Annotated in this window: 16 protein-coding genes, 2 tRNA genes and 12 pseudogenes; 14 read left to right on the top strand and 16 right to left on the bottom strand. The window is 50.8% G+C overall.

What is annotated here, in order from left to right; all coding sequences use genetic code 11:
• Positions 1-29 precede the first annotated feature (29 nt).
• Complete coding sequence (gene icd / locus AACL06_RS07180; RefSeq protein ID WP_339036603.1) at positions 30-1,295, bottom strand: NADP-dependent isocitrate dehydrogenase; 1,266 nt, start codon at positions 1,293-1,295, stop codon at positions 30-32.
• Between the two features lie 134 nt (positions 1,296-1,429).
• Between icd and AACL06_RS07175 the strand changes: the two are divergent.
• The 3 genes and pseudogenes from AACL06_RS07175 to AACL06_RS07165 all read left to right on the top strand — a co-directional run.
• Positions 1,430-1,720, top strand: a pseudogene (locus AACL06_RS07175) (23S rRNA pseudouridylate synthase); the annotation flags it as partial.
• 75 nt (positions 1,721-1,795) lie between these two features.
• Positions 1,796-2,733: pseudogene (locus AACL06_RS07170) on the top strand (IS5 family transposase).
• Positions 2,717-2,884 carry a hypothetical protein gene (locus AACL06_RS07165; RefSeq protein ID WP_339036601.1) on the top strand — a complete coding sequence of 56 codons (168 nt, stop codon included), beginning with the start codon at positions 2,717-2,719 and terminating at the stop codon, positions 2,882-2,884. The pseudogene AACL06_RS07170 and the gene AACL06_RS07165 overlap by 17 nt, the downstream one beginning before the upstream one ends.
• 198 nt (positions 2,885-3,082) lie before the next feature.
• Here the strand turns inward: AACL06_RS07165 and cspE are convergent, their stop codons facing one another.
• The 6 genes and pseudogenes from cspE to AACL06_RS07135 form a co-directional block, all read right to left on the bottom strand.
• Positions 3,083-3,295 (bottom strand): transcription antiterminator/RNA stability regulator CspE, encoded by a 213-nt coding sequence (cspE, locus tag AACL06_RS07160; RefSeq protein ID WP_339036600.1) that lies wholly within the window; start codon positions 3,293-3,295, stop codon positions 3,083-3,085.
• A 459-nt stretch (positions 3,296-3,754) separates the two neighbouring features.
• On the bottom strand, positions 3,755-3,937 hold the full coding sequence (locus tag AACL06_RS07155; protein ID WP_339036599.1) for a hypothetical protein: 183 nt from the start codon (positions 3,935-3,937) through the stop codon (positions 3,755-3,757).
• Positions 3,938-4,033 (bottom strand): hypothetical protein, encoded by a 96-nt coding sequence (locus AACL06_RS07150; protein ID WP_339036598.1) that lies wholly within the window; start codon positions 4,031-4,033, stop codon positions 3,938-3,940.
• Between the two features lie 357 nt (positions 4,034-4,390).
• Positions 4,391-5,293, bottom strand: a pseudogene (locus AACL06_RS07145) (IS5 family transposase).
• Positions 5,226-5,387, bottom strand: a complete 162-nt coding sequence (locus AACL06_RS07140) for a hypothetical protein (protein WP_339036597.1) — start codon at positions 5,385-5,387, stop codon at positions 5,226-5,228. Before AACL06_RS07140 ends, AACL06_RS07145 begins: the two are co-directional and overlap by 68 nt.
• A 64-nt stretch (positions 5,388-5,451) precedes the next feature.
• Positions 5,452-5,527: transfer RNA gene (locus tag AACL06_RS07135), tRNA-Arg, on the bottom strand.
• Positions 5,528-5,888: 361 nt separating this feature from the next.
• Between AACL06_RS07135 and cycA the strand changes: the two genes are divergently transcribed.
• From cycA to AACL06_RS07100, 7 genes and pseudogenes are all read left to right on the top strand, one after another.
• Complete coding sequence (gene cycA / locus AACL06_RS07130) at positions 5,889-7,289, top strand: D-serine/D-alanine/glycine transporter (protein ID WP_339036596.1); 1,401 nt, start codon at positions 5,889-5,891, stop codon at positions 7,287-7,289.
• A gap of 419 nt (positions 7,290-7,708) precedes the next feature.
• Positions 7,709-8,550 (top strand): annotated as a pseudogene (locus tag AACL06_RS07125) (aldolase/citrate lyase family protein); the annotation flags it as partial.
• Positions 8,550-9,423, top strand: a pseudogene (locus tag AACL06_RS07120) (citrate lyase subunit alpha). The pseudogenes AACL06_RS07125 and AACL06_RS07120, both read left to right, overlap by 1 nt.
• Positions 9,392-9,862 (top strand): annotated as a pseudogene (citX, locus tag AACL06_RS07115) (citrate lyase holo-[acyl-carrier protein] synthase). The pseudogenes AACL06_RS07120 and citX overlap by 32 nt, the downstream one beginning before the upstream one ends.
• Positions 9,863-9,926: 64 nt before the next feature.
• Entirely contained in the window at positions 9,927-10,199 is a 273-nt protein-coding gene (locus AACL06_RS07110; RefSeq protein WP_339038340.1) for a triphosphoribosyl-dephospho-CoA synthase, read from the top strand.
• On the top strand, positions 10,121-10,666 hold the full coding sequence (locus AACL06_RS07105; RefSeq protein WP_339036595.1) for a triphosphoribosyl-dephospho-CoA synthase: 546 nt from the start codon (positions 10,121-10,123) through the stop codon (positions 10,664-10,666). Before AACL06_RS07110 ends, AACL06_RS07105 begins: the two co-directional genes overlap by 79 nt.
• Positions 10,667-10,692: 26 nt before the next feature.
• A pseudogene (locus AACL06_RS07100) lies at positions 10,693-11,904 on the top strand (DASS family sodium-coupled anion symporter); the annotation flags it as partial.
• Positions 11,905-12,086: 182 nt separating this feature from the next.
• Here AACL06_RS07100 and AACL06_RS07095 read toward each other — a convergent pair.
• The 8 genes and pseudogenes from AACL06_RS07095 to AACL06_RS07060 form a co-directional block, all read right to left on the bottom strand.
• Positions 12,087-12,650, bottom strand: a pseudogene (locus tag AACL06_RS07095) (transcriptional regulator); the annotation flags it as partial.
• 458 nt (positions 12,651-13,108) lie between these two features.
• Positions 13,109-14,008: pseudogene (locus AACL06_RS07090) on the bottom strand (IS5 family transposase).
• On the bottom strand, positions 13,941-14,102 hold the full coding sequence (locus AACL06_RS07085; RefSeq protein ID WP_339036594.1) for a hypothetical protein: 162 nt from the start codon (positions 14,100-14,102) through the stop codon (positions 13,941-13,943). Before AACL06_RS07085 ends, AACL06_RS07090 begins: the two are co-directional and overlap by 68 nt.
• Positions 14,103-14,394: 292 nt before the next feature.
• Positions 14,395-14,464 (bottom strand) — tRNA-OTHER (locus tag AACL06_RS07080).
• 78 nt (positions 14,465-14,542) lie between these two features.
• Positions 14,543-16,321 carry an LPS biosynthesis-modulating metalloenzyme YejM gene (gene yejM / locus AACL06_RS07075; RefSeq protein ID WP_339036593.1) on the bottom strand — a complete coding sequence of 593 codons (1,779 nt, stop codon included), beginning with the start codon at positions 16,319-16,321 and terminating at the stop codon, positions 14,543-14,545.
• Positions 16,322-16,330: 9 nt separating this feature from the next.
• Complete coding sequence (locus tag AACL06_RS07070; RefSeq protein ID WP_339038338.1) at positions 16,331-16,522, bottom strand: DUF1414 domain-containing protein; 192 nt, start codon at positions 16,520-16,522, stop codon at positions 16,331-16,333.
• 346 nt (positions 16,523-16,868) lie between these two features.
• Positions 16,869-17,743: pseudogene (locus AACL06_RS07065) on the bottom strand (IS5 family transposase).
• Positions 17,709-17,870: a hypothetical protein gene (locus AACL06_RS07060; protein WP_339036592.1), complete on the bottom strand. Its 162-nt coding sequence runs from the start codon at positions 17,868-17,870 to the stop codon at positions 17,709-17,711. The pseudogene AACL06_RS07065 and the gene AACL06_RS07060 overlap by 35 nt, the downstream one beginning before the upstream one ends.
• Here AACL06_RS07060 and AACL06_RS07055 point away from each other — a divergent pair.
• Entirely contained in the window at positions 17,840-18,550 is a 711-nt protein-coding gene (locus tag AACL06_RS07055; RefSeq protein ID WP_339036591.1) for a YciK family oxidoreductase, read from the top strand. The two genes, AACL06_RS07060 and AACL06_RS07055, sit on opposite strands and share 31 nt — an antisense overlap.
• Positions 18,551-18,639: 89 nt before the next feature.
• Here the strand turns inward: AACL06_RS07055 and rluB are convergent, their stop codons facing one another.
• Entirely contained in the window at positions 18,640-19,542 is a 903-nt protein-coding gene (gene rluB / locus AACL06_RS07050) for a 23S rRNA pseudouridine(2605) synthase RluB (RefSeq protein ID WP_339036590.1), read from the bottom strand.
• 258 nt (positions 19,543-19,800) lie between these two features.
• Here rluB and AACL06_RS07045 point away from each other — a divergent pair, with 258 nt between their 5' ends.
• The 3 genes and pseudogenes from AACL06_RS07045 to nadC form a co-directional block, all read left to right on the top strand.
• Positions 19,801-19,962 (top strand): hypothetical protein, encoded by a 162-nt coding sequence (locus AACL06_RS07045; protein WP_339036589.1) that lies wholly within the window; start codon positions 19,801-19,803, stop codon positions 19,960-19,962.
• Positions 19,895-20,797 (top strand): annotated as a pseudogene (locus tag AACL06_RS07040) (IS5 family transposase). Before AACL06_RS07045 ends, AACL06_RS07040 begins: the two are co-directional and overlap by 68 nt.
• 55 nt (positions 20,798-20,852) lie before the next feature.
• Positions 20,853-21,441, top strand: a pseudogene (nadC, locus tag AACL06_RS07035) (carboxylating nicotinate-nucleotide diphosphorylase); the annotation flags it as partial.
• Positions 21,442-21,504: the final 63 nt, after the last annotated feature.

Here is a 21,504-nt window from a genome sequence, read left to right as displayed (position 1 = left end):
AACAATAACAACTATGTTGGTTTTATATTTCAGGCTGCTAGTAACATATGCTTAATGATAGCATTGCTAAATTCTGAGCATTTCAGTAACTTAGCGCCATCCATCAAACGTTCAAAATCGTAGGTCACGGTTTTAGCGGCAATCGCCCCTTCCATACCTTTAACAATTAAGTTAGCGGCTTCTGTCCAACCCATATGACGCAGCATCATTTCGGCAGAGAGGATAATGGAACCTGGATTTACTTTGTCCTGGCCGACGTATTTAGGCGCAGTGCCATGGGTCGCCTCGAACAGCGCGCAGTCAGAGCCGATGTTGGCACCAGGTGCAATACCGATACCGCCAACCTGGGCTGCTAGGGCGTCAGAAATGTAGTCACCGTTCAAGTTCATACAGGCGATCACATCGTATTCCGCTGGGCGTAGCAATATTTGCTGTAAGAAGGCATCGGCGATCACATCTTTAACCACGATCTCTTTACCGGTATTTGGGTTCTTGATTTTCAGCCATGGCCCACCGTCAATCAACTCACCACCAAACTCTTCACGCGCCAATTCATAGCCCCAATCCTTGAAAGCACCTTCGGTGAATTTCATGATGTTGCCTTTGTGAACCAGGGTCATGGAATCACGGTCATTGGTGATGGCGTATTCGATCGCCGCACGCACCAGACGCTTGGTTCCCTCTTCGGAGACGGGTTTGACGCCGATCCCACACTGCTCTGGGAAGCGGATCTTCTCCACGCCCATTTCGTCACGCAGAAATTTGATCACTTTATCTGCTTGCACAGAACCGGCTTTCCACTCAATGCCAGCATAGATATCTTCAGCGTTTTCACGGAAGATCACCATATCAGTCAGTTCTGGCTGTTTAACCGGACTTGGGGTGCCCTGATAATAGCGTACTGGACGCAGGCACACGTATAGATCCAACTGCTGGCGTAGAGCCACGTTAAGGGAGCGGATACCACCACTAACCGGGGTAGTCAACGGGCCTTTGATGGCAACACGGTAGTCACGGATCAGATCCAGGGTTTCATCTGGTAGCCACACATCATTCCCGTAAACGTGAGTGGATTTTTCGCCAGTGTAGATTTCCATCCATGCGATTTTGCGGGTGCCGTGGTAGGCTTTTTCTACAGCTACATCAACCACATGAATCATAGCAGGGGTAACATCAACGCCAATGCCATCGCCTTCGATAAACGGAACGATAGGGTTATTTGGAACGATCAGTTTACCCTGGGCATCGACCGTAATCTTTTTACCTTCTGCCGGAACAACTACTTTGCTTTCCATCAAACTCTCCTTATACGCGTAATTTTTGTTAATAATTTGTAAGATATGTGCAGATACTACATCCAATATTCCGCCCGATCCAATCCGAAATGGATTCGGTTATAATGCGCTTATCAGCCATAATATCAACTGCTATGAATAAAATATTTATTAAAAATCAAAAAGTTAAACGATTAAGCAAGCATGTGGCAGCGCAAGATCTGTGCCGAGTGGTGTTATTCAACAAGCCATTTGATGTGCTGCCACAGTTCACCGATGCAGCCGGTAGCAACACCTTGAAAGCATTTATTCCCTTTACCGACGTTTACGCCGCCGGGTGTCTGGATCGCGACAGTGAAAGCCTGTTGGTGCCCACCAACGAGGGTAAGTTGCAGGCGCAGCTCACCCAGCCGGGAAAACGCATCGGTAATGTGTACTTCGTACGGCGTTGTTGAATAAATCGAACTTTTGGCCGGGACGAGGATCCGATCACTCTCCTTCTGTCAAAATAGCGATATTCCGTGGCCCAGCAAAAGTTCAACATCACCAACTGGAAGGCTTACAATAACGCCCTTATCGCTCGGGGTTCACTCACTTTCTCGGTGGATGAAACGGCACTTTACGCCTGGTACTGCGAGGCAAAACCTTCTCTGCGTGGTCGCCCACCAAATTATTCCGATATGGCAATGACCAGCGGGCAATGACCAGCGTATTGATGCTGAAACGGATTTTCGGCCTGACACTTCGCGCCCTCCAGGGCTTTGTCGACTCAATTGTCACACTGATCAAAGTGCCGTTGAACTGCCCGGACGACACCTGCATCAGTAAGCGGGCGAAGTCCGGCCATGTCCCGTTTAAAACCGCAACGCCGGGTGAAATTGCGCACTTCGTTATCGACTCTAGCGGGCTCAACGTGTTGGGTTAAGGGGAGTGGAAGGTAAAAAAACACGGTCAGGAAAAACGGCGTATCTGGCGAAAACTGCATTTTTCTGTAGATACAGAAACACATGAGGTCATCTGTGCTGACCTTTCCTTGAGCAATGTCACCGATATAGAAGCCTTCCCAGGTCTCATCCGTCAGAGGTACCGTAAAATCAAAGTCGCCTCGGCGGATCGGGCTTAGGATACGCGAGTGTGTGATGATGAGTTAAGGGGCAAGAAGCTCAAGGCGTTAATACCGCCCAGCAGCGGAGCCCGTTATTGGTCGGCAGACTATGCAGAGCAAAATCAAGCGGTGGCGAACCAGCGCGTTACCGGAGACAACACACGGTGGAAAAGTATCACAGGCTACTACCGACGTTCGATAGCGGCAACAGCAAGGTACAGAGTAAAACAGCTATTTGGTGGTCACCTGTCGCTGCGAGATTATGATGGGCACGTTGCAGAGGCGCTGGCCATGATCTGTTCACTAAACAAGATGACGCTCGCCGGTATGCCAGAAAGTGTACGCCTTGCCTGAAAGCTGCCCATTCACGGGACTCTTTATTCCAAATCCGATTTATTCAACAACGCCATTAACGCCATTAGCCAGATCAATTTCTAATGCGATGTTTTTAACAAACAGGGCAGTCATTGAACAGGTAACGGAAATCTCTTGGGTATCGGGCTAAGAGCCTAAAACTGGGGCAGGTTATCTCATTATCTGAAGCGGGCGGAGAATGTCTAACGACACTCCCCACTAATTTTAAAGTAAACAAAAAATGCTGTACTTGACCACCCACAAGCTGAGGTAGCATTCTAGTTTGTTGGCATTGATTAGGTTGGATGGTCCATCAATGCCTAGATGGTTTTTTAATCAGTAGTGCTGATTAGATAGCGGTAACGTTAGCCGCTGATGGGCCTTTCGCACCGTTCTCAATAGAGAAATGTACGTTTTGGCCTTCTGCTAGGGTCTTGAAGCCTTGATCCTGAATTGCAGAGAAGTGTACGAATACATCTTTGCTGCCATCTGCTGGAGTGATAAAACCAAAACCTTTAGACTCGTTGAACCACTTCACTTGACCCTTGATCATGTTAGACATGCTAATTTCCTTCGATAATAAATGTAGCTACCATGGGCATGTTATAGTCGGTATTAGTTACTTATGGAGGCACTATAAAGGAAATTCGTCAAATAAGAGCTATCTAGAGGATAACGCTTTAAATCTGAACTACTTTACTCAAAATGTCGTGCATAAATAGGTCTGTACCACACGCCAGGTTTATTAACTCATGACCGGGCTTTAATAGCAACTCTTTTTATCATAGCACGCTGCAAAGGGACACGAAACGCGCAAGATTTGTGCCCTGGCGGTTGCCTTTTCATCACACCCCTCTTCCAGCGCAACGGGGAAAGGGCACTAGGCTTGTGTCGCGCAATGGCACATGAGCCGCTGGCTATCAATTACGGGACACAGCCTAGGGTTCCGTAACTAAACGCGGTAGTATTGTGACCTCAAAAGCCGGTAACCAAGATGTAAGGGTGGAACACAACTTAACTTTTACTTGAATAACTTGCTGACCATATCCCCCAGTATGTTGCTATCCTGCTGCACTTCACCGTTGGGTGATGCGGCGCTAGCCACCGTAGGTAGAAACTTTGCGATTGCGATGGTGCTGCATGCCTGAGCCGGATCGACCCCCAGTTTTTCGGCCAATTGATTGATAGCGTCGCTGCCCAGCACTTACTGCACATGGTCGCTGGAAATCTGCTGGCTTTTGCCGCTGCTGAGCCATGACCCCACTACATCACCGAATTGCCCGTGACGGAATTTGTCCAAAATCGCCTGTAGGCCACCCCACCCTGTTGTTCAACCCATTGCATAATGGCGGCATAATCGATGCCCTTGCTGCTGACACCCTACAGAATGTTACCCAATACGCTATTTAACAGACCCATAGTCATCTCCTTTCAGGCCGTGCGAAGGCCAAGTTAATTTGACGAAAAAACCACCACGGCGGCCAAATTGCTCTTAGCCTAACCGCTGATCTTTCTGTTAAAAAAGTACCATCTTGGTACCGACAACCACCGCCCAAGGTCATTTGCTCAATATCATTGCACACTAAAATTTTAAGATCTTAATGGCTTTGTTGAATAAATCAGATTTGGAATAAAGAGTCCCGTGAATTTGCATCTTTCAGGCAAGGCGTACACTTTCTGGCATACCGGCGAGCGGCATCTTGTTTAATGCACAGATCATGGCCAGCGCCTCTGCAACTTGCCCATCATAATCTCACCGCGACAGGTGACCACCAAATAGCTGTTTTACTCTGTACCTCGCTGTTGCCGCTATCGAACGTCGGTGGTAGCCTATGATACTTTTCCACCGTGTGTTGTCTCCGGTAACGCGCTGGTTTACCACCGCTTGATTTCGCTCTGCATAGTCTGCCGACCAATAACGGGCTCCGCTTTTGGGCGGTATTAACGCCCTGAGCTTCTTGCCCCTTAACTCATCATCACACACTCGCGTATCCTAAGCCCGATCCGCCGAGGCGACTTTGATTTTACGGTACCTCTGACGGATGAGACCTGGTAAGGCTTCGGTATCGGTGACATTGCTCAAGGAAAGGTCAGCACAGATGACCTCATGTGTTTCTGTATCTACAGAAAAATGCAGTTTTCGCCAGATACGCCGTTTTTCCTGACCGTGTTTTTTTACCTTCCACTCCCCTTAACCCAACACGTTGAGCCCGCTAGAGTCGATAACGAAGTGCGCAATTTCACCCGGCGTTGCGGTTTTAAACGGGACATGGCCGGACTTTGCCCGCTTACTGATGCAGGTGTCGTCCGGGCAGTTCAACGGCACTTTGATCAGTGTGACAATGGAGTCGACAAAGCCCTGTAGGGCGCGAAGTGTCAGGCCGAAAATCCGTTTCAGCATCAATACGCTGGTGATTGCCATATCGGAATAATGTGGTGGGCGACCACGCAGAGAAGGTTTTGCCTCGCAGTACCAGGCGTGAAGTGCCGTTTCATCCACCGAGAAAGTGAGTAAACCCCGAGTGATAAGGGCGTTGTTGTAAGCCTTCCAGTTGGTGATGTTGAACTTTTGCTGGGCCACGGAATGTCGCTATTTTGACAGGAGGAGAGTGATCTGATCCGCGTGCCGGCCAAAAGTTCAATTTATTCAACAACGCCACTTGAGCTGAAAAAATTGAAATAATGTCTATGAATCACCCATGCCATTGCATGGTTTGTTGGTGGGTAGTACAGGGTTCGAACCTGTGAACAATTAATTAGGAGTCAACTGCTCTACCAACTGAGCTCACGACCCAATGGCTTCATTATTTTCTTCTGCTGCGTTACTGTCAAATGCTTACACGGATTATATTATTCATGTAGAATTGGCAATACCATGTTTTTTCGATAAAATAATCCACATAATTTCTGTTAAATTACCATTTTTATTTTTCAGAGTAATCTTCCACTCCTTGAACGTCCCATTTCTACCCCCGTAATGACAGCGTTAAGGAATAATCAACTTTAATCTCGCATATAATTGTTGTAAATCTGTTGCACAAGGGAGAGGTTGTCACACTGGCTTACTAAACCAAGCCAATCTAATAAACGTAAAAAAACAGCCACCTCAGAACTTACATATCCCACTAATGACAGGTAAAACAGGACATGATTAAATGGTAGATCACTCTAAAATAACCACCGACGTTACGCCCGCGTCAAAAAAACATCTACGACGAAACTTAACCAATCGGCATATTCAACTGATCTCGATTGGCGGCGCGATCGGTACAGGTCTGTTTATGGGTTCCGGCAAAACCATCAGCCTAGCTGGCCCTTCCATCATCATCGTGTACATGATAATTGGCTTTATGTTGTTCTTCGTGATGCGTGCCATGGGCGAACTGTTGCTGTCCAATCTTGAGTATAAGTCGTTCAGTGATTTTGCCGCAGATCTGATCGGCCCATGGGCCGGTTTTTTTACCGGCTGGACTTACTGGTTCTGTTGGGTGGTTACCGGCATCGCCGACGTGGTAGCGATCACTGCCTACGCTCAGTTCTGGTTCCCCGAATTGTCGCAGTGGATCTGCTCACTGCTGTGCGTACTGCTGCTGCTTGTCCTGAACCTGGTGACGGTGAAGGTGTTCGGCGAAACGGAGTTCTGGTTCGCAATGATAAAAATCGTCGCCACCATCAGCCTGATCATCATTGGGCTCGTGATGATCGTCATGCAGTTCCAGTCTCCGTCTGGTACTGTTGCCTCGCTTTCACACCTGTGGAATAACGGTGGATTGTTTCCGAAAGGCATCAGCGGCTTCTTCGCTGGCTTCCAGATTGCGGTATTCGCCTTCGTCGGTATTGAATTGGTGGGTACTACCGCAGCGGAAACCAAAGTGCCAGAAAAAGTGCTGCCGCGCGCCATCAACGCCATTCCACTGCGCATCATTATGTTCTATGTATTCGCGCTGATGGTGATCATGTCGGTCACGCCTTGGAACTCGGTTGTTGCAGATAAAAGCCCATTCGTTGAGTTATTCGTCCTGATCGGCCTACCGGCAGCGGCCAGCATTATCAACTTCGTGGTGCTGACCTCAGCCGCTTCTTCTGCCAACAGTGGGGTGTTTTCTACCAGTCGCATACTGTTCGGCTTGGCACAGGAAGGCGATGCGCTAAAATCGTTCGCCAACCTGTCTAAACGCGCGGTACCAGCCAATGGTCTGATCTTCTCATGCCTTTGCTTGTTGTGTGGCTCAGTGCTGATTTTACTGATCCCAAACGTGATGGTGGTGTTTACCTTAGTCACCACGGTTTCGGCGATCTTGTTCATGTTCGTCTGGAGTATCATCCTATGTTCTTACCTGGTTTATCGCAAACAGCACCCCGCGTTACACCATAAATCAATCTATAAGATGCCGGCAGGCAGGCTAATGTGCTGGATTTGTATCGCGTTCTTTGCCTTTATTCTGGTGCTGCTAGCGCTTCGTGAAGATACCCGCCAAGCTCTGATCGCCACGCCGCTGTGGTTTATGGTACTCGGCCTTTCCTACATGCTGCTGCGCAACAAGAAGGCCGCTTAATGATGGCACGTCCCGCTACGCCTGCCCAGTTCAGAAACACTATTGGGCAGGCGCTGCACCTTTTGCGCACAGTATTGCCACTGTGCTATACAATCATGTTTAGCCAATGCCTCTTTTGGCCATCTAATCTAGTGAAAAGCCTCATAGAGATAAAACAATTAATTGATAAAAAAGCGTACTAAAACTGGTAAATAACGCCCCGGCGAAGGGCCGGAGCCTGACCTGCTGATCGCCAGCAGCGTGTAGAAACAGTTTGGCATAGCCATTCTACACAGAGTGCTGGAAGTACTGCAATGTTATGGGGTGTAACCAGTGCAGGTGATAGTCGACGATAAAGGGGGCTGGACTGCGTGCTGCGCGCACGTCTGGAGACGGTGCTGATTCGCGCCAGCGACAGCAGCCCACTATCTTGAGAGGAGAGCAATGCCTTTATCTACCAGGCTGATGCGCTGATGTTCAATTTGGAGGACTCGGTGATCCTGCGCGAGAAGGACGCCGCCCGCTGGCGGGTGTATCACGCGTTGCAGCGCCCACTGTATCAAGAGGTAGAGACTATTGTTTTGGGCAACGCGCTAGATTCTGCTTATGGCTTGGCTGACCTGTAGGCGGTAGGGCGCGGTGGGAACGGATATCGTGCGGTTGCCTAAGACCGACTGCGCGTAGGATGTTACTGATATGTCACGAGAAATCGCCGCCATTGAGGCCGACTGTGGCCGCCCAGTCGGCAGCACTGGTCTGCTAGCAGTGATCGAATCGGCACAGGGCATTACCAACGCGGTGGTGATCGCCCAGATTTCGCCGTACCTGATGGGTATCTCATTGGGGGCAGAAGACTACGTGCGCAACCTGTGCACCAAGCGGTCGCCAGAGGACATCGAACTGCTTTTCGCCCGCTTCCCGCTGATGCCAGCGGCGTGCGCCGCTGGCATCCAGGCGTTCGATACCGTTTATTCCGATGCCAACCACGAGGCCGGGTTCTTGCAATAAGCAGCACTGATCAAGCAGCTTGATTTCGACGGTAAATCGCTGATCAACCCACGGCAGATCGAATTGTTGCACAAGGTGTATGCGCCGAGCGCCATAGAAGTCGCCCATGCCTGGCAAGTGGTGGAAGCCGCCGAGGTAGCAGAACAGGAGGGGCGTGGCGTTACTCAACGGTAAGATGGTTGATAGCCCGGTGATTGAACGTGCGCGGTTAATGCTGGAGCACGCGGCACTGTCCGGTATTCGGGAACAGCCCATGCAGCAAGAGGAGGCATGATGGATCGTCAACAACGACTGATGAGCTTTAATAACGCTGTGAACGTGGGCTGCTATCAGGATGCTTCCAAGGCCAATTTGCAGGCGCGTAAACCGTGTGACATCAAACGCTGCGACTCGTTGCAGCAGGCGGTGCGCTGTGGCGGGTTGCAGGACGGCATGACCATCTCCTTTCACCATGTGATTCGTAGTGGGGATCTGGCGCTGAATCAGGTGATGGAGACACTAGCCTCTAGCTCGCTGTCCGATTGTCATGCGCCGCTGGTTGGACATATCCACCACGATGTGGTGAGCTGCATCTACATCTCCGGCCTGCGCGGGTCGCTAGCAGATGCCATCTCGCCTGGCTTGCTGGAGGAACCAGTACAACTTAATTCCTACGGTGGCCGGGTCAATTTGATCAAGTCCGGTGAGTTGAAGATCGACGTTGCTTTCCTCGCGATGTCGGCTTGCGATGAGTTTAGCAACGCCAATGGTTACAGCGGCGAAGCTTGCGGTTCGATCGGTTATGCGCGGGTGGATGCCGAAGCGGCGGAAAAGGTGGTGACCGAACAGATCTTGCCGTACCCGCATCATCCGGCCAGCCTGGCGCAGGATCGGGTGGATAGCATCGACATCCTGGTCACTGAACACGGCATCGCCGTTAGCCCGGCGCGGCGAGCTGGCACAGCGGTTACAGCAAGCTTGGCTGTCGGTGGTGAGCATCGGCTGGCTACGTCAATGTGCGCTACAACTGACCGGTGAACCAGCACCGATCGCCTTCACCAACAAAGTGGTAGCAGTAGTGCGCTACCGTGATGGTTCGGTGAGCGATGTAGTTCATCCAAGTGGCGGAGTAAACCATGCTAGCCGTCGATCCCCAATTGGCCGTTAATCGCCCGGTCAGCCTGCCGACGTTGCTGACGAGCCTGGGTCGGTGAAGGATAACGCGTTAACGCACCGCATCTTTAACCTTGTTTGGCAGGCGCTGCGTCAACTGCTATCTGAACAGGGTTAGCACTACCTGCAAGCCGCAATCTTGGCGTTGCCTACCGGGTTGTGAAGGCTATCTAGCACTACAGGCGGACGCGTGGCGAGTGAAAGATTGTGCCATACAGTTGGAAATACGCCAGCCGATTGGCCGACTGTGGGATATCGATGTGCTCACCCCGGAGGGGCGCATTCTGTCACGGCGTAATATCGGTCTGCCAGAGCGCCGCTGCTTGCTGTGCCGCCAGCCTGCAAAGGTCTGCGCCCGTCAGCGACGACTTGCTAGCCCACAGTTGCTAAATGAAATGGAAAGGATAATCAATCCTGCGATCTCAAACGGGTGATTCGCCTGTGCACATTTAGCAGGAAGCCTGCAATTTTGCCCGCACCGCCTACCGTGCTCTGTTGGTGGAAGTCAACCTCACACCTAAACCAGGGTTGGTGGACCGTCATAACACTGGCGCGCATCACGACATGGAGCCAGGCCATTTTTACCGCAGCGCCCGCACCATCAGCGTGTGGCTACCGCGCTTTTATCAAGCGGGGGTTAAGATGCCGCATTGCCCGCCACGCAGCAGTTGGCGCGGCTACGGCCGCTGGGCATGGCCTGTGAAAACCACATATTCTGCGCCACCGGCGGTATCAATACCCATAAAGGCCGCATATTTTCTCTTGGCCTAATGTGTGCCGCTTTTGGTTGCTTGCAACGGCAGCAGCGCGCGCTGAACGCCGAGGCGTTGTGTGCGGAGACAGCGGCGATGTGTCAAGGGTTGGTGGAATGGGAGCTACGGCCCACCAAAAGCTGGCAGACTGTTGCTCAGCGGTTGTTTGCCGCAAACAAGCTGAGCGGTGCACGCCACGCGGCGGAGTCTGGCTTTCGGCTGGTAGTTTGTGGTGCTTTGCCGCTGTATCGGCTGCGCCTTATGGCGGGATATGACCAACAAGCGGCGCTAATAGACAGTCTGCTGTGGCTGATGGCTGACAATGATGACACTAATGTTGCTTCACTTAGCGGTATAAATGGCCTGCACTGGCTGCAGCGTCTGTATCGCTTCGACGGCGAATGCATCGCGCGCAACCTTAGTCCTGGCGGCAGCGCTGACCTGTTGATAGTCACTTGGCTGCTGGCGCAATTACCGGGTAATTAAAAATAATAACTGTCAGGAGAATCCACATGTCTCAAACTCAGGAAAAAATCTGGAAAGCGATAGCACCGTTGGCAGTGCTTGCGATCCTGTTATTGATACCGGTGCCTGATAGCAGGCTGCCACAAGCCTGGCGCTACTTCGCCATCTTTTTGGCAATGATCGTCGGCATGATTCTGGAGCCGATCCCAGCCACCGCTATCAGCTTTATCGCAGTAACCACCAGTGTATTGAGTGCCAATTGGGTGTTGTTCAGCGCGTAGGATCTGGCTGAACCGGGTTTTAAAGCCGACAAAGAAGCGCTTAAATGGGAGCTGGCGGGCTTCTCTAGCACCACCGTATGGCGGAGGCACGGTGTTCCCGGTAGTGAAAAATTTGCCGCCGTTGTTTGATTCATTCCCCAATGATCCCTCATCATATCGTATCGGCGGCTACATTATGTGGATGATGGTGGTGGGTACTAGCATCAGTTCCTCAATGTTTGTCACCGGTGCCGCACCCAACGTGCTGGGCGTGGAGTTTGTCGGCAAAATCGCTGGGGTGAACATCAGTTGGATACAGTGGTTCCTGGCATTCCTTAGGTCGGTCTGATGTTATTGATTATTGAGCCGCTTATTTCCTATTACCTTTATAAGCCGGGGTTGACCCACAGCAGTAAAGTGGCCTCCTTGGCTAACAACGCACTGAATGAAATGGGCAAACTGACCCGCAAGGAATACATCCTGATCGGCCTAGTATTACTGAGCCTGTGGGTGTTCGTCAGCAATATGTTGAATGCCACTGCGGTTTGCCTATTGGTGGTATCACTGATGCTGGCGTTGCAGGGTGTGTCGTGGAAGGATATCACCAAATATTACAGCGCTTGGAACACACTGATTAACCTGGCAACCTTGGTGGTGATGGCCAATGGTCTGACGCGTTCCAGCTTTATCGACTGGTTCGCCCGGACGATGAGCACGCATTTGGACGGCTTTTCACCCAATATGGCGGTGATAGCGCTGGTGCTGGTTTTTTACTTCGCCAACTACTTATTCGCCAGTCTGTCGGCACATACTGTCATCCTGCTACTGGTGATCCTTGCGGTGGGTAAAGGGCTGCCGGGCGTGCCGCTGGAACAGCTCTCGATGCTGTTGGTGCTCTCGATCGGTATCATGGAGGTGCTGACACCTTATGCCACCGTCCCTGGGGTGATCATCTATGGCTGTAGTTATTTGAAATCAAAGGATTACTGGCGGTTGGGCGGCCATCAGGAGATGGCCGCTGCGCAGGTATGATCCTTTCTATAAAATTTTTATTTCTTTTGGTAGACACATTCTACACCCTAACAAACGTATGCTAATTGATTAGAAATAATCACTTTACAGGAACCTCTAGGCATGAGAAAAAAATGTTATCGCTGTGTCTGTCTTCATCGCTTACCGTTGTGGAGCGTGACTGCATGAATATCAGCCAGGGGAAAGACAGCAATCAGCGCCTGATGCTCACCCGTCAGATACCACTTACCTTCACGCAAAACCAGGCGATAGGGAGCAAGGCCTTTACAGCGGCAACCGTTACCGAGCAGCGTCACCTTCAGATGTTTCTATACCGCGCTCACCAACCGTGTGAATGCGTCTGAGTCTAGGGATGAAACCCGGATCGCTCCCTGCAAGATAATGCAAGGAGACTCCCCTGTTCCGCTCAACAGTGAACTGACCAGATGGTTATCCCTATCAGGAAACAGTGCTTCAACCCCTGACTGGCGGGCAAATTTCATTACTGCCACCTCCCGCTGGCGGCTACCGGATAACAAGCGGCACCGGCCTATGCGATATTCCTGGTCCAGATACATCAGCCGTTCCCGAATACCCTGGCGCAGGGTTCGAACCGACAAACCAAATTCAGTTGCCAGCGTTCGAAAATCCAGCGTTTCGCCAGCTAGCAGGCAGCTGGTAATTAATGACAGTCGGACAGCAAACTGATCGTGACGACGTTCAACCCGAGCCATGAGGCAGGTTCTCCAGTAATATAATCAGCTGAAAATAAAACGATTATTCTAACGAGGTGGGACAGGGAATGGACCCCATAAGACGTATTTTTTACAGTTGCCGAAATCAGCCATGACGGGGCGTAAAGAGAAAGTGTAACAAACTCGGCAGCTTATAAAACGTCATAACGGACAGGGTATGTCCCGAAGATAATTGCAGGTAAGCCAGGTCAGAAGAAAATCCAGTCCCAAACGGCACGGACAAGGGATACTGTAAGTATTCCTCAGAAAGCCCTGTTCTTACGGCCAGGACCTTGTCAGCAGTCTGAATGAACACGGTTTCCCATTACGCATAGAGAGCGTTCATAAATTCTGTGTCACGTTAAAAAATCATCAGAACGTAATCACTTTATCGAGGTGACCCGGCGTTGTTGAATAAATCGGATTTGGAATAAAAGAGTCCCGTGAATGGGCAGCTTTCAGGCAAGGCGTACACTTTCTGGCATACCGGCGAGCGTCATCTTGTTTAATGCACAGATCATGGCCAGCGCCTCTGCAACTTGCCCATCATAATCTCGCAGCGACAGGTGACCACCAAATAGCTGTTTTACTCTGTACCTCGCTGTTGCCGCTATCGAACGTCGGTGGTAGCCTGTGATACTTGTCCACCGTGTGTTGTCTCCGGTAACGCGCTGGTTCGCCACCGCTTGATTTCGTTCTGCATACTGCCGACCAATAACGGGCTCGCTTCTCGGCGGTATTAACACCTTGAGCTTCTTGCCCCTTCACTCATCATCACACACTCGCGTATCCTAAGCCCGATCCGCCGAGGCGACTTTGATTTTACGGTACCTCTGACGGATGAGACCTGGGAAGGCTTCGGTATCGGTGACATTGCTCAAGGAAAGGTCAGCACAGATGACCTCATGTGTTTCTGTATCTACGGCAAAATGCAGTTTTCGCCAGATCCGCCGTTTTTCCTGACCGTGTTTTTTTGCCAGCGACTCCCCTTCACCCAACATATTGAGCCCGCTAGAGTCGATAACGAGGTGCGCAATTTCACCCAGCGTTGGGGTTTTAAACGGGACATGGCCGGACTTCGCCCGCTTACTGATGCAGGTGTCGTCCGGGCAGTTCAACGGCACTTTGATCAGTGTGATAATGGAGTCGACAAAGCCCTGTAGGGCGCGAAGTGTCAGGCCTAAAATCCGTTTCAGCATCAATACGCTGGTGATTGCCATATCGGAATAATGTGGTGGGAGACCACGCAGAGAAGGTTTTGCCTCGCAGTACCAGGCGTGAAGTGCCGTTTCATCCCCCCAGCAAGTGAGTGAACCCCGAGTGGTAATGGCGTTGTTGTAAGCCTTCCAGTTGGTGATGTTGAACTTTTGCTGGGCCACGGAATGTCGCTATTTTGACAGAAGGAGAGTGATCTGATCCTCGTCCAGGCCAAAAGTTCGATTTATTCAACAACGCAACAGTACATGTGAATTGGTTCTTTTTCAATGCTCGCTGAACTTATGGGGCATAGACATAGAGATATTGGGTACTTTTGAGTAGAGGTAACATTTTTAAGAAGAGAAAAACTTCATAAAAACATAGGATCAGTAGTCTTTGGGCAAGGTTGGTGAAAATAGGCTCATTACGGTATAAACGTATTGAGCAAGATTACTCGTTTTGTCGGTAGTTTTACTATCATTTTACCATGTTAAAATTGCAGTCATAAAAAAACCATCCGCAAAGGGTTGGTTTCTCTAAGGATTTTTGGTCGGCATGAGAGGATTCTAACCCCCGACACCCCATGACGGTGCGCTACTAAGCTGAGCTACATGCCGACGCTGCGGAAGATAATACTACCTATTCTCAATGCTAATGCAAACACTTAGTTGTCCGATTGCTTATGTTATAAGCAGTTAGTTGGCAATAAAGCGTTTTACATCGGTTAGCACCTCCAATAGCAGGGTAAGCTGCGGTTTCTCGTCTTTTATCTCTTTGTCGTCTTTATCGTAGGCACGGTAAATTCCATTGTTGTCCAGCGTCAACGTTTGCGTTGGCGTGGTGATCACCAGTCGGTTGCTATCGCCGGTGGCGATCCAGTTGTTGTGGCGCTGGGTGGTAAACAGGTTTTCACCCTGCGAATAATCCTTTGGCGCAGTTTTCACATGCAGCAGGCGTTGCATCAGCGTGCGCATCACATCGTTATGTCCGGTCAACTTACTGATGGTTTGCGCTGGCGTACCCGGCCAATGAACCACCAGTGGTACATGCAACTGAGGTTGGCTAAAGCCGCTACCCCATGGCTCTTTGCAAGTATCATTGAATTCAATGCCGTGCTCGGCTGTGATCACCACCACGGTTTTATTCAGCAGGCCACGTTGCTTCAATATACCCAGAACCTGAGCGATCTGTGTATCCACGTCCAGCACTCCGTTGCGGTAACGCTGAATAATATCGGTCGATGCTGGCTTTCTCCCACTGGCTGCTAGCGCTGTACCGCTGAAATTGAGATAGGAGAACCACGGTTCTTCTTTACTGCCCTGATCCACTAACCAGCATTGCCATTGCTGCGTGGTGATTTCATCGCTTTGCTTGGTGGGCGCTGGCAGGGAGAAGTCGGTCAGCAGGGCCTGGCGATACAGGTGGGCGGTAAAGCCGTCGGATGAGAACAAGCCGAACCTATACCCTTGTTCACCGAGTGCATTCACTAGCGCTGAGGGTTTGCACGAGGCAAGAATATTGTCTAAATAGGTTGACGAAATACCGTAGAATAAGCCGAACAAACCGGTATTGGCATAATTGCCTGAGCTGTAATGATTGCTGAAGCGGACATTTTCCTGCGCAAAATGAGCCAGAGCAGGCATATTCTGTGCCATATCCTGAGGGCGCAGACTGTCCACCACAATCATCAGTAAGTTATAACCGCTGCCTTTATCGCTGTAGCTGAGATCGCTAAGCGGATATTCTACTGCTACGGCTTCAGGATTGCCTTGCTGCATCAGACGGCGCTCATATTCCTTTTGATCGAGCAGGCCGTGCTTTTCAAGGAATTTACGCGCAGTCATCGGGTATGACAGCGGCAGGTTGGCGCGTTGCATAATGATCGGGCGATAGAAGTTAGCATCAGCCCAGATGTAAATCAGATGCGCAGTGAAAAAAGCGCAGATAAACAGCATCGCCAGCGGCTTACCGAAATGCTGGCGGTTCAGGCTGCGTAGCTTCTGCCAACTCCAGGTGCCGAACAGCATCTCCACCAGAAAGATGATTGGCACGCAGATAAACATCAGTTGCCAGTCGCGCGCCAGTTTGCTTTGGTCTGGGTTGACCACCAGTGCCCACACTACCGGGTTAAGATGCAGGTGGAAATGGGAGAACACTTCACTATCGACCAATAGCAGTGTCAGCCCTGCAGTAGCCAGTGCGGCGGAAATAAAGCGCAACAGCCATTGCGACATCACCACGAAGGTGAGCGGGAAAATCACCAGCAGATAGCCGGCGAACACGACAAAGCTAAAGTGCCCAAATAGACTGATCAGAGCATATATCCGGCCTAGCAGCGAAGACGGCCAGTCAGTGAGAAACGGGTAACGGCTCCCCAGCCCAAGGACGAGTAGGATATTAAACAAGGCGAACCAGTGCCCCCAGCTAATCATCTGGGAGACTTTTTCACGATAATGCTGGCGGTTTGTCACCATAAATAGGTCTTAATGCGTTTTATCTTCATCTTCACGAATAGAAGCTTGCAGGGCTTCAGCAAATGATCTTGCCAGGGTTTTCCGCTGTGCGGGTGCAACGCTGGTGTTGATCAGATTATTCACTATGTTGCCCAGTATCATCAGAGAAAGATCGGTGGGTGTACGGTGTTCTTCCAGAACATTGATCAACTCAGAGAGCAGTTGTTCAACTCATTCGTCACTGTAACGAGATGATTGTGGCATAAAATTGTGCTTAGTAACCTGATAAAGTGGCACATCTTACCGTATGGGGTCGTGATTTTCCGCTCTTTTATCGATCCCCTTTTTCTTTTAAATCTCATCGATAGCTGTTGCGTTGCCTTAGAGCCTATCCCAAATGGTAAATAAAATAGCCTGATGGGATTGGTTTCTAGGCAGTATCTCGGCATTGCAGGTGAACGCTGCTGGTGGTCATTTGAGCGCGCCGCAAGGTGCAGGTCGTGAGGTTTGGTGTGGCGTTGTTGAATAAATCGGATTTGGAATAAAGAGTCCCGTGAATGGGCAGCTTTCAGGCAAGGCGTACACTTTCTGGCATACCGGCTAGCGTCATCTTGTTTAATGCACAGATCATGGCCAGCGCCTCTGCAACTTGCCCATCATAATCTCGCAGCGACAGGTGACCAAATAGCTATTTTACTCTGTACCTCGCTGTTGCCGCTATCGAACGTCGGTGATAGCCTATGATACTTTTCCACCGTGTGTTGTCTCCGGTAAGGCGCTGGTTCGCCACCGCTTGATTTCGCTCTGCATAGTATTATCAGCCAATAACGGGCTCCGCTTCTAGGCGGTATTAACGCCCTGAGCTTCTTACGCCTTAACTCATCATCACACACTCGCGTATCCTAAGCCCGATCCGCCGAGGCGACTTTGATTTTACGGTACCTATGGCGGATGAGACCTGGGAAGGCTTCGGTATCGGTGACATTGCTCAAGGAAAAGTCAGCACAGATGACCTCATGTGTTGCTGTATCTACGGCCAAATGCAGTTTTCGCCAGATCCGCCATTTTTCCTGACCGTGTTTTTTTACCTTCCACTCGCCTTCACCCAACACGTTGAGCCCTCTAGAGTCGATAACGAGGTGCGCAATTTCACCCGGCGTTGGGGTTTTAAACGGGAAACGGGACATGGCCGGACTTTGCCCGCTTACTGATGCAGGTGTCGTCCGGGCAGTTCAACGGCACTTTGATCAGTATGACAATGGAGTCGACGAAGCCCTGGAGGGCGCGAAGTGTCAGGCCGAAAATCCGTTTCAGCATCAATACGCTGGTGATTGCCATATCGGAATAATGTGGTGGGAGACCACGCAGAGAAGGTTTTGCCTCGCAGTACCAGGCGTGAAGTGCCTTTTCATCCCCCCAGCAAGTGAGTGAACCCCGAGTGATAAGGGCGTTGTTGTAAGCCTTCCAGTTGGTGATGTTGAACTTTTGCTGGGCCATGGAATGTCGCTATTTTGACAGAAGGAGAGTGATCGGATCCGCGTGCCGGCCAAATGTTCGATTTATTCAACAACGCCCACCGGAGCTAGCGTCGGCATCGGACGTGAAGCGGCACTGACCTATGCCCGCTTCGGTGCTCAGTTGGTGCTATTGGGACGTACCGAGAGCAAATTACAGGCGGTTCAGGCGGAGATTCACGCAATGGGCGGCCTACCAGCTCATATCGTGACCCTGGATTTGCTACATACTACGCTAGAACAATGCCAACAGGTTGTAGACGATCTGACAGCGCAGATCCCCCGGCTTGATGGCGTGTTACACAATGCCGGTGTGTTGGGAGATATCGCGCCGATGATTGAGCTGTCGATGACTATGTGGCTGGAAGTGATGCACGTCAACTTCAATGCTACCGTGATGCTGACGCAGGTTCTACTACCATTGCTGCTGAGATCACACGCCGGGTCGTTGGTGTTTACCAGTTCCAGCGTTGGCCGTACCGGGTGCGCCAACTGGGGGGCTTATGCGGTGTCCAAATTCGCAACTGAGGGTATCATGCAGGTACTGGCCGACGAGTACAGGAGCCGTAATCTTCGGGTAAACTGCATCAATCCAGGAGGAACTCGTAGCAAAAAGCTGAAAACACCCACCGATATCATGCCGCTGTACCTCTATCTGATGGGGGATGATAGCCGTTTCAAAACTGGTATGACTTTTGATGCCCACCCGCATCGCAAACCGGGTGCCATCGTATAATAAAGGTACGATGACTTGGCTGAAGAACACCACCAGTAGAGGTTATCAGGAACTGGCGGATGCCTTGCCGATGATGCAGTTGCTAAAACTTAACGGCGCTTCCTTGGTCTGCCAGATTTGCTACCTGGCGCATTGCGGCGACCGCTGCTACCGGTCACCTGAATATGACGTTTGACAGCACGGCGGATCTGATTGGCCTTCATGCGGCAGCGTTCACGCTCCACCGGCATTTTGCTGACTGTTTCCGGTTTCAGGTCAACCAGCGCGCGTAGATAGTTGATCGCGTTCAGATGCAGCTCTGCCCAACCGCCACGCGGTAGCCCTTTGGGCAATGCGATATCGCCGTATCGTACACGGATTAGTCGGCTGACCTGCACGCCAACCGCTTCCCATAGACGGCGTACCTCACGGTTGCGGCCTTCGGTAAGGGTGACGTTATACCACTGGTTCAAGCCTTCACCCCCTTGGAAGTCGATGGTGTGGAAGGCCGCTGGGCCATCTTCCAACTGTACGCCATTCTTCAACTGCTTCACGTTGTCATCGTCGGTCTGACCAAACACGCGCACCGCGTATTCGCGTTCAACTTCTCGGCTTGGGTGCATCAGGCGATTAGCCAACTCACCATCGGTGGTGAACAACAAAAGGCCAGAGGTGTTGACATCCAGACGCCCTACCGCTACCCAGCGTGAACCACGAAGCTTAGGCAGGCGGTCGAACACCGTTGGACGGCCTTCGGGATCGCTGTGGGTGCAAAGCTCGCCTTCTGGCTTGTAATAGGCCAATACACGGCAAACCGCCTCTTCAGAAGATTCCTTGACCGAGACAACATGACCATCTAGACGAATTTTCATCGCAGGGTTTACCTCAACGCGATCACCCAATTTGGCTATCTTGCCATCGACACTGACGCGGCCAGCGTCAATCATAGCTTCAATTACACGACGTGAACCGTGACCCACGCGTGCTAAAACTTTCTGTAACTTCTCGCTCATTGAGCAACCTCTAGTGTCGCCTTCACAGGCATCAGCGTATATGATTTTTCCACTGGTTACGGCTATAATTATCACAAATATATGATTTATAAAATATTTTTTTAAAAAACCGCATACATAATTCAAATTGGCTAGATATTCTACACTAACTTCAGGACCAATGATTCTAAAAATTTTGTACGTTTTTCAGGCAACACTGGCTACCTAAAACTGGCTCAAGTAACTCAAAGGCACTCAACCCACGACCATTTATCAGCGTTGTTGAATCAATCGAACATTTGGCCGGCACGCGGATCCGATCACTCTCCTTCTGTCAAAATAGCGACATTCCGTGGCCCAGCAAAAGTTCAACATCACCAACTGGAAGGCTTACAACAACGCCCTTATCACTCGGGGTTTACTCACTTTCTCGGTGGATGAAACGGCACTTCACGCCTGGTACTGCAAGGCAAAACCTTCTCTGCGTGGTCGCCGACAACATTATTCCGATATGGCAATCACCAGCGTATTGATGCTGAAACGTATTTTCGGCCTGACACTTCGCGCCCTCCAGCGCTTCGTCGACTCCATTGTCACACTGATCAAAGTGCCGTTGAACTGCCCGGACGACACCTGCATAAGTAAGCGGGAAAAGTCCGGCCATGTCCCGTTTAAAACCCCAACGCCGGGTGAAATTGCGTACCTCGTTATCGACTCTAGCGGGCTCAACGTGTTGGGTGAAGGCGAGTGGATGGCAAAAAAATATGGTCAGGAAAAACGGCGGATCTGGCGAAAACTGCATTTGGCCGTAGATACAGAAACACATGAGGTCATCTGTGCTGACCTTTCTTTGAGCAATGTCACCGATACCGAAGCCTTCCCAGGTCTCATCCGTCAGAGGTACCGTAAAATCAAAGTCGCCTCGGCGGATCGGGCTTAGGATACGCGAGTGTGTGATGATAAGTTAAGGGGCAAGAAGCTCAAGGCGTTAATACCGCCCAGCAGCGGAGCCCGTTATTGGTCGGCAGACTATGCAGAGCAAAATCAAGCGGTGGCGAACCAGCGCCTTACCGGAGACAACACACGGTGGAAAAATATCACAGGCTACCACCGACGTTCGATAGCGGCAACAGCGAGGTATAGAGTAAAACAGCTATTTGGTGGTCACCTATCGCTGCGAGATTATGATGGGCAAGTTGCAGAGGCGCTGGCCATGATCTGTGCATTAAACAAGATGCCGCTCGCCGGTATGTCAGAAAGTATACGCCTTGCCTGAAAGCTGCCCATTCACAGGACTCTTTATTCCAAATCCGATTTATTCAACAAAGCCGGTGTCGGACGGCGACCGCCTGACGCCGAATAAACCATTGTGTCACCTTAGCGGCCCAGCCAAAGTTCTGCTGTCCGGCGTGTCGACTGAGATCAGCCGTTCAGCCGTTACGTGGAACTGCTGCACGGCACTCAAACCCGTCTGCTAGATACCCGCAAGACGCTACCCGGCTTGCGCACCGCGCTGAAATACGCGGTGCTGTGCGATGGCGGCAACAACCACCGGTTGGGGTTATCCGATGCTTTCCTTATCAAGGAAAACCACATCATCGCCTGCGGTTCGATCAAAAACGCGGTAGAGAAAACTTTTGGCAGAATACTGATATACCGATTGAAGTAGAGGTAAAATCGCTAGATCAGTTGCAACAAGCACTGGACGCGGGTGCCGATATCGTGATGCTGGAAAACTTCACCGTCGAGATGATGTACCAAGCGGTAGCACCAACCCAAGGCCGCGCCCCGCTAGAAGTCTCTGGCAACGTCACCAGCGAAACGCTGCGCACCTTCGCCGAAACCGGCGTGGACTATATTTCAGTGGGCGCACTGACCAGGCATGTGACTGCTCTCAACTTGTCGATGCTTTTCAAATAATTCCCCGCGGCTAGGCCGGGGCGTTTTCTCACCAAAATTGCGAGGCAAGCCCCAACTTCTTTT

The organism is Serratia symbiotica (Periphyllus acericola) (assembly GCF_964019515.1).
In the GTDB taxonomy this organism is placed as follows: Bacteria; Pseudomonadota; Gammaproteobacteria; order Enterobacterales; family Enterobacteriaceae; genus Serratia; species Serratia symbiotica_D.
Note: the sequence above shows the minus strand (reverse complement) of the source record. Positions and strands in the feature narration are given on the sequence as shown.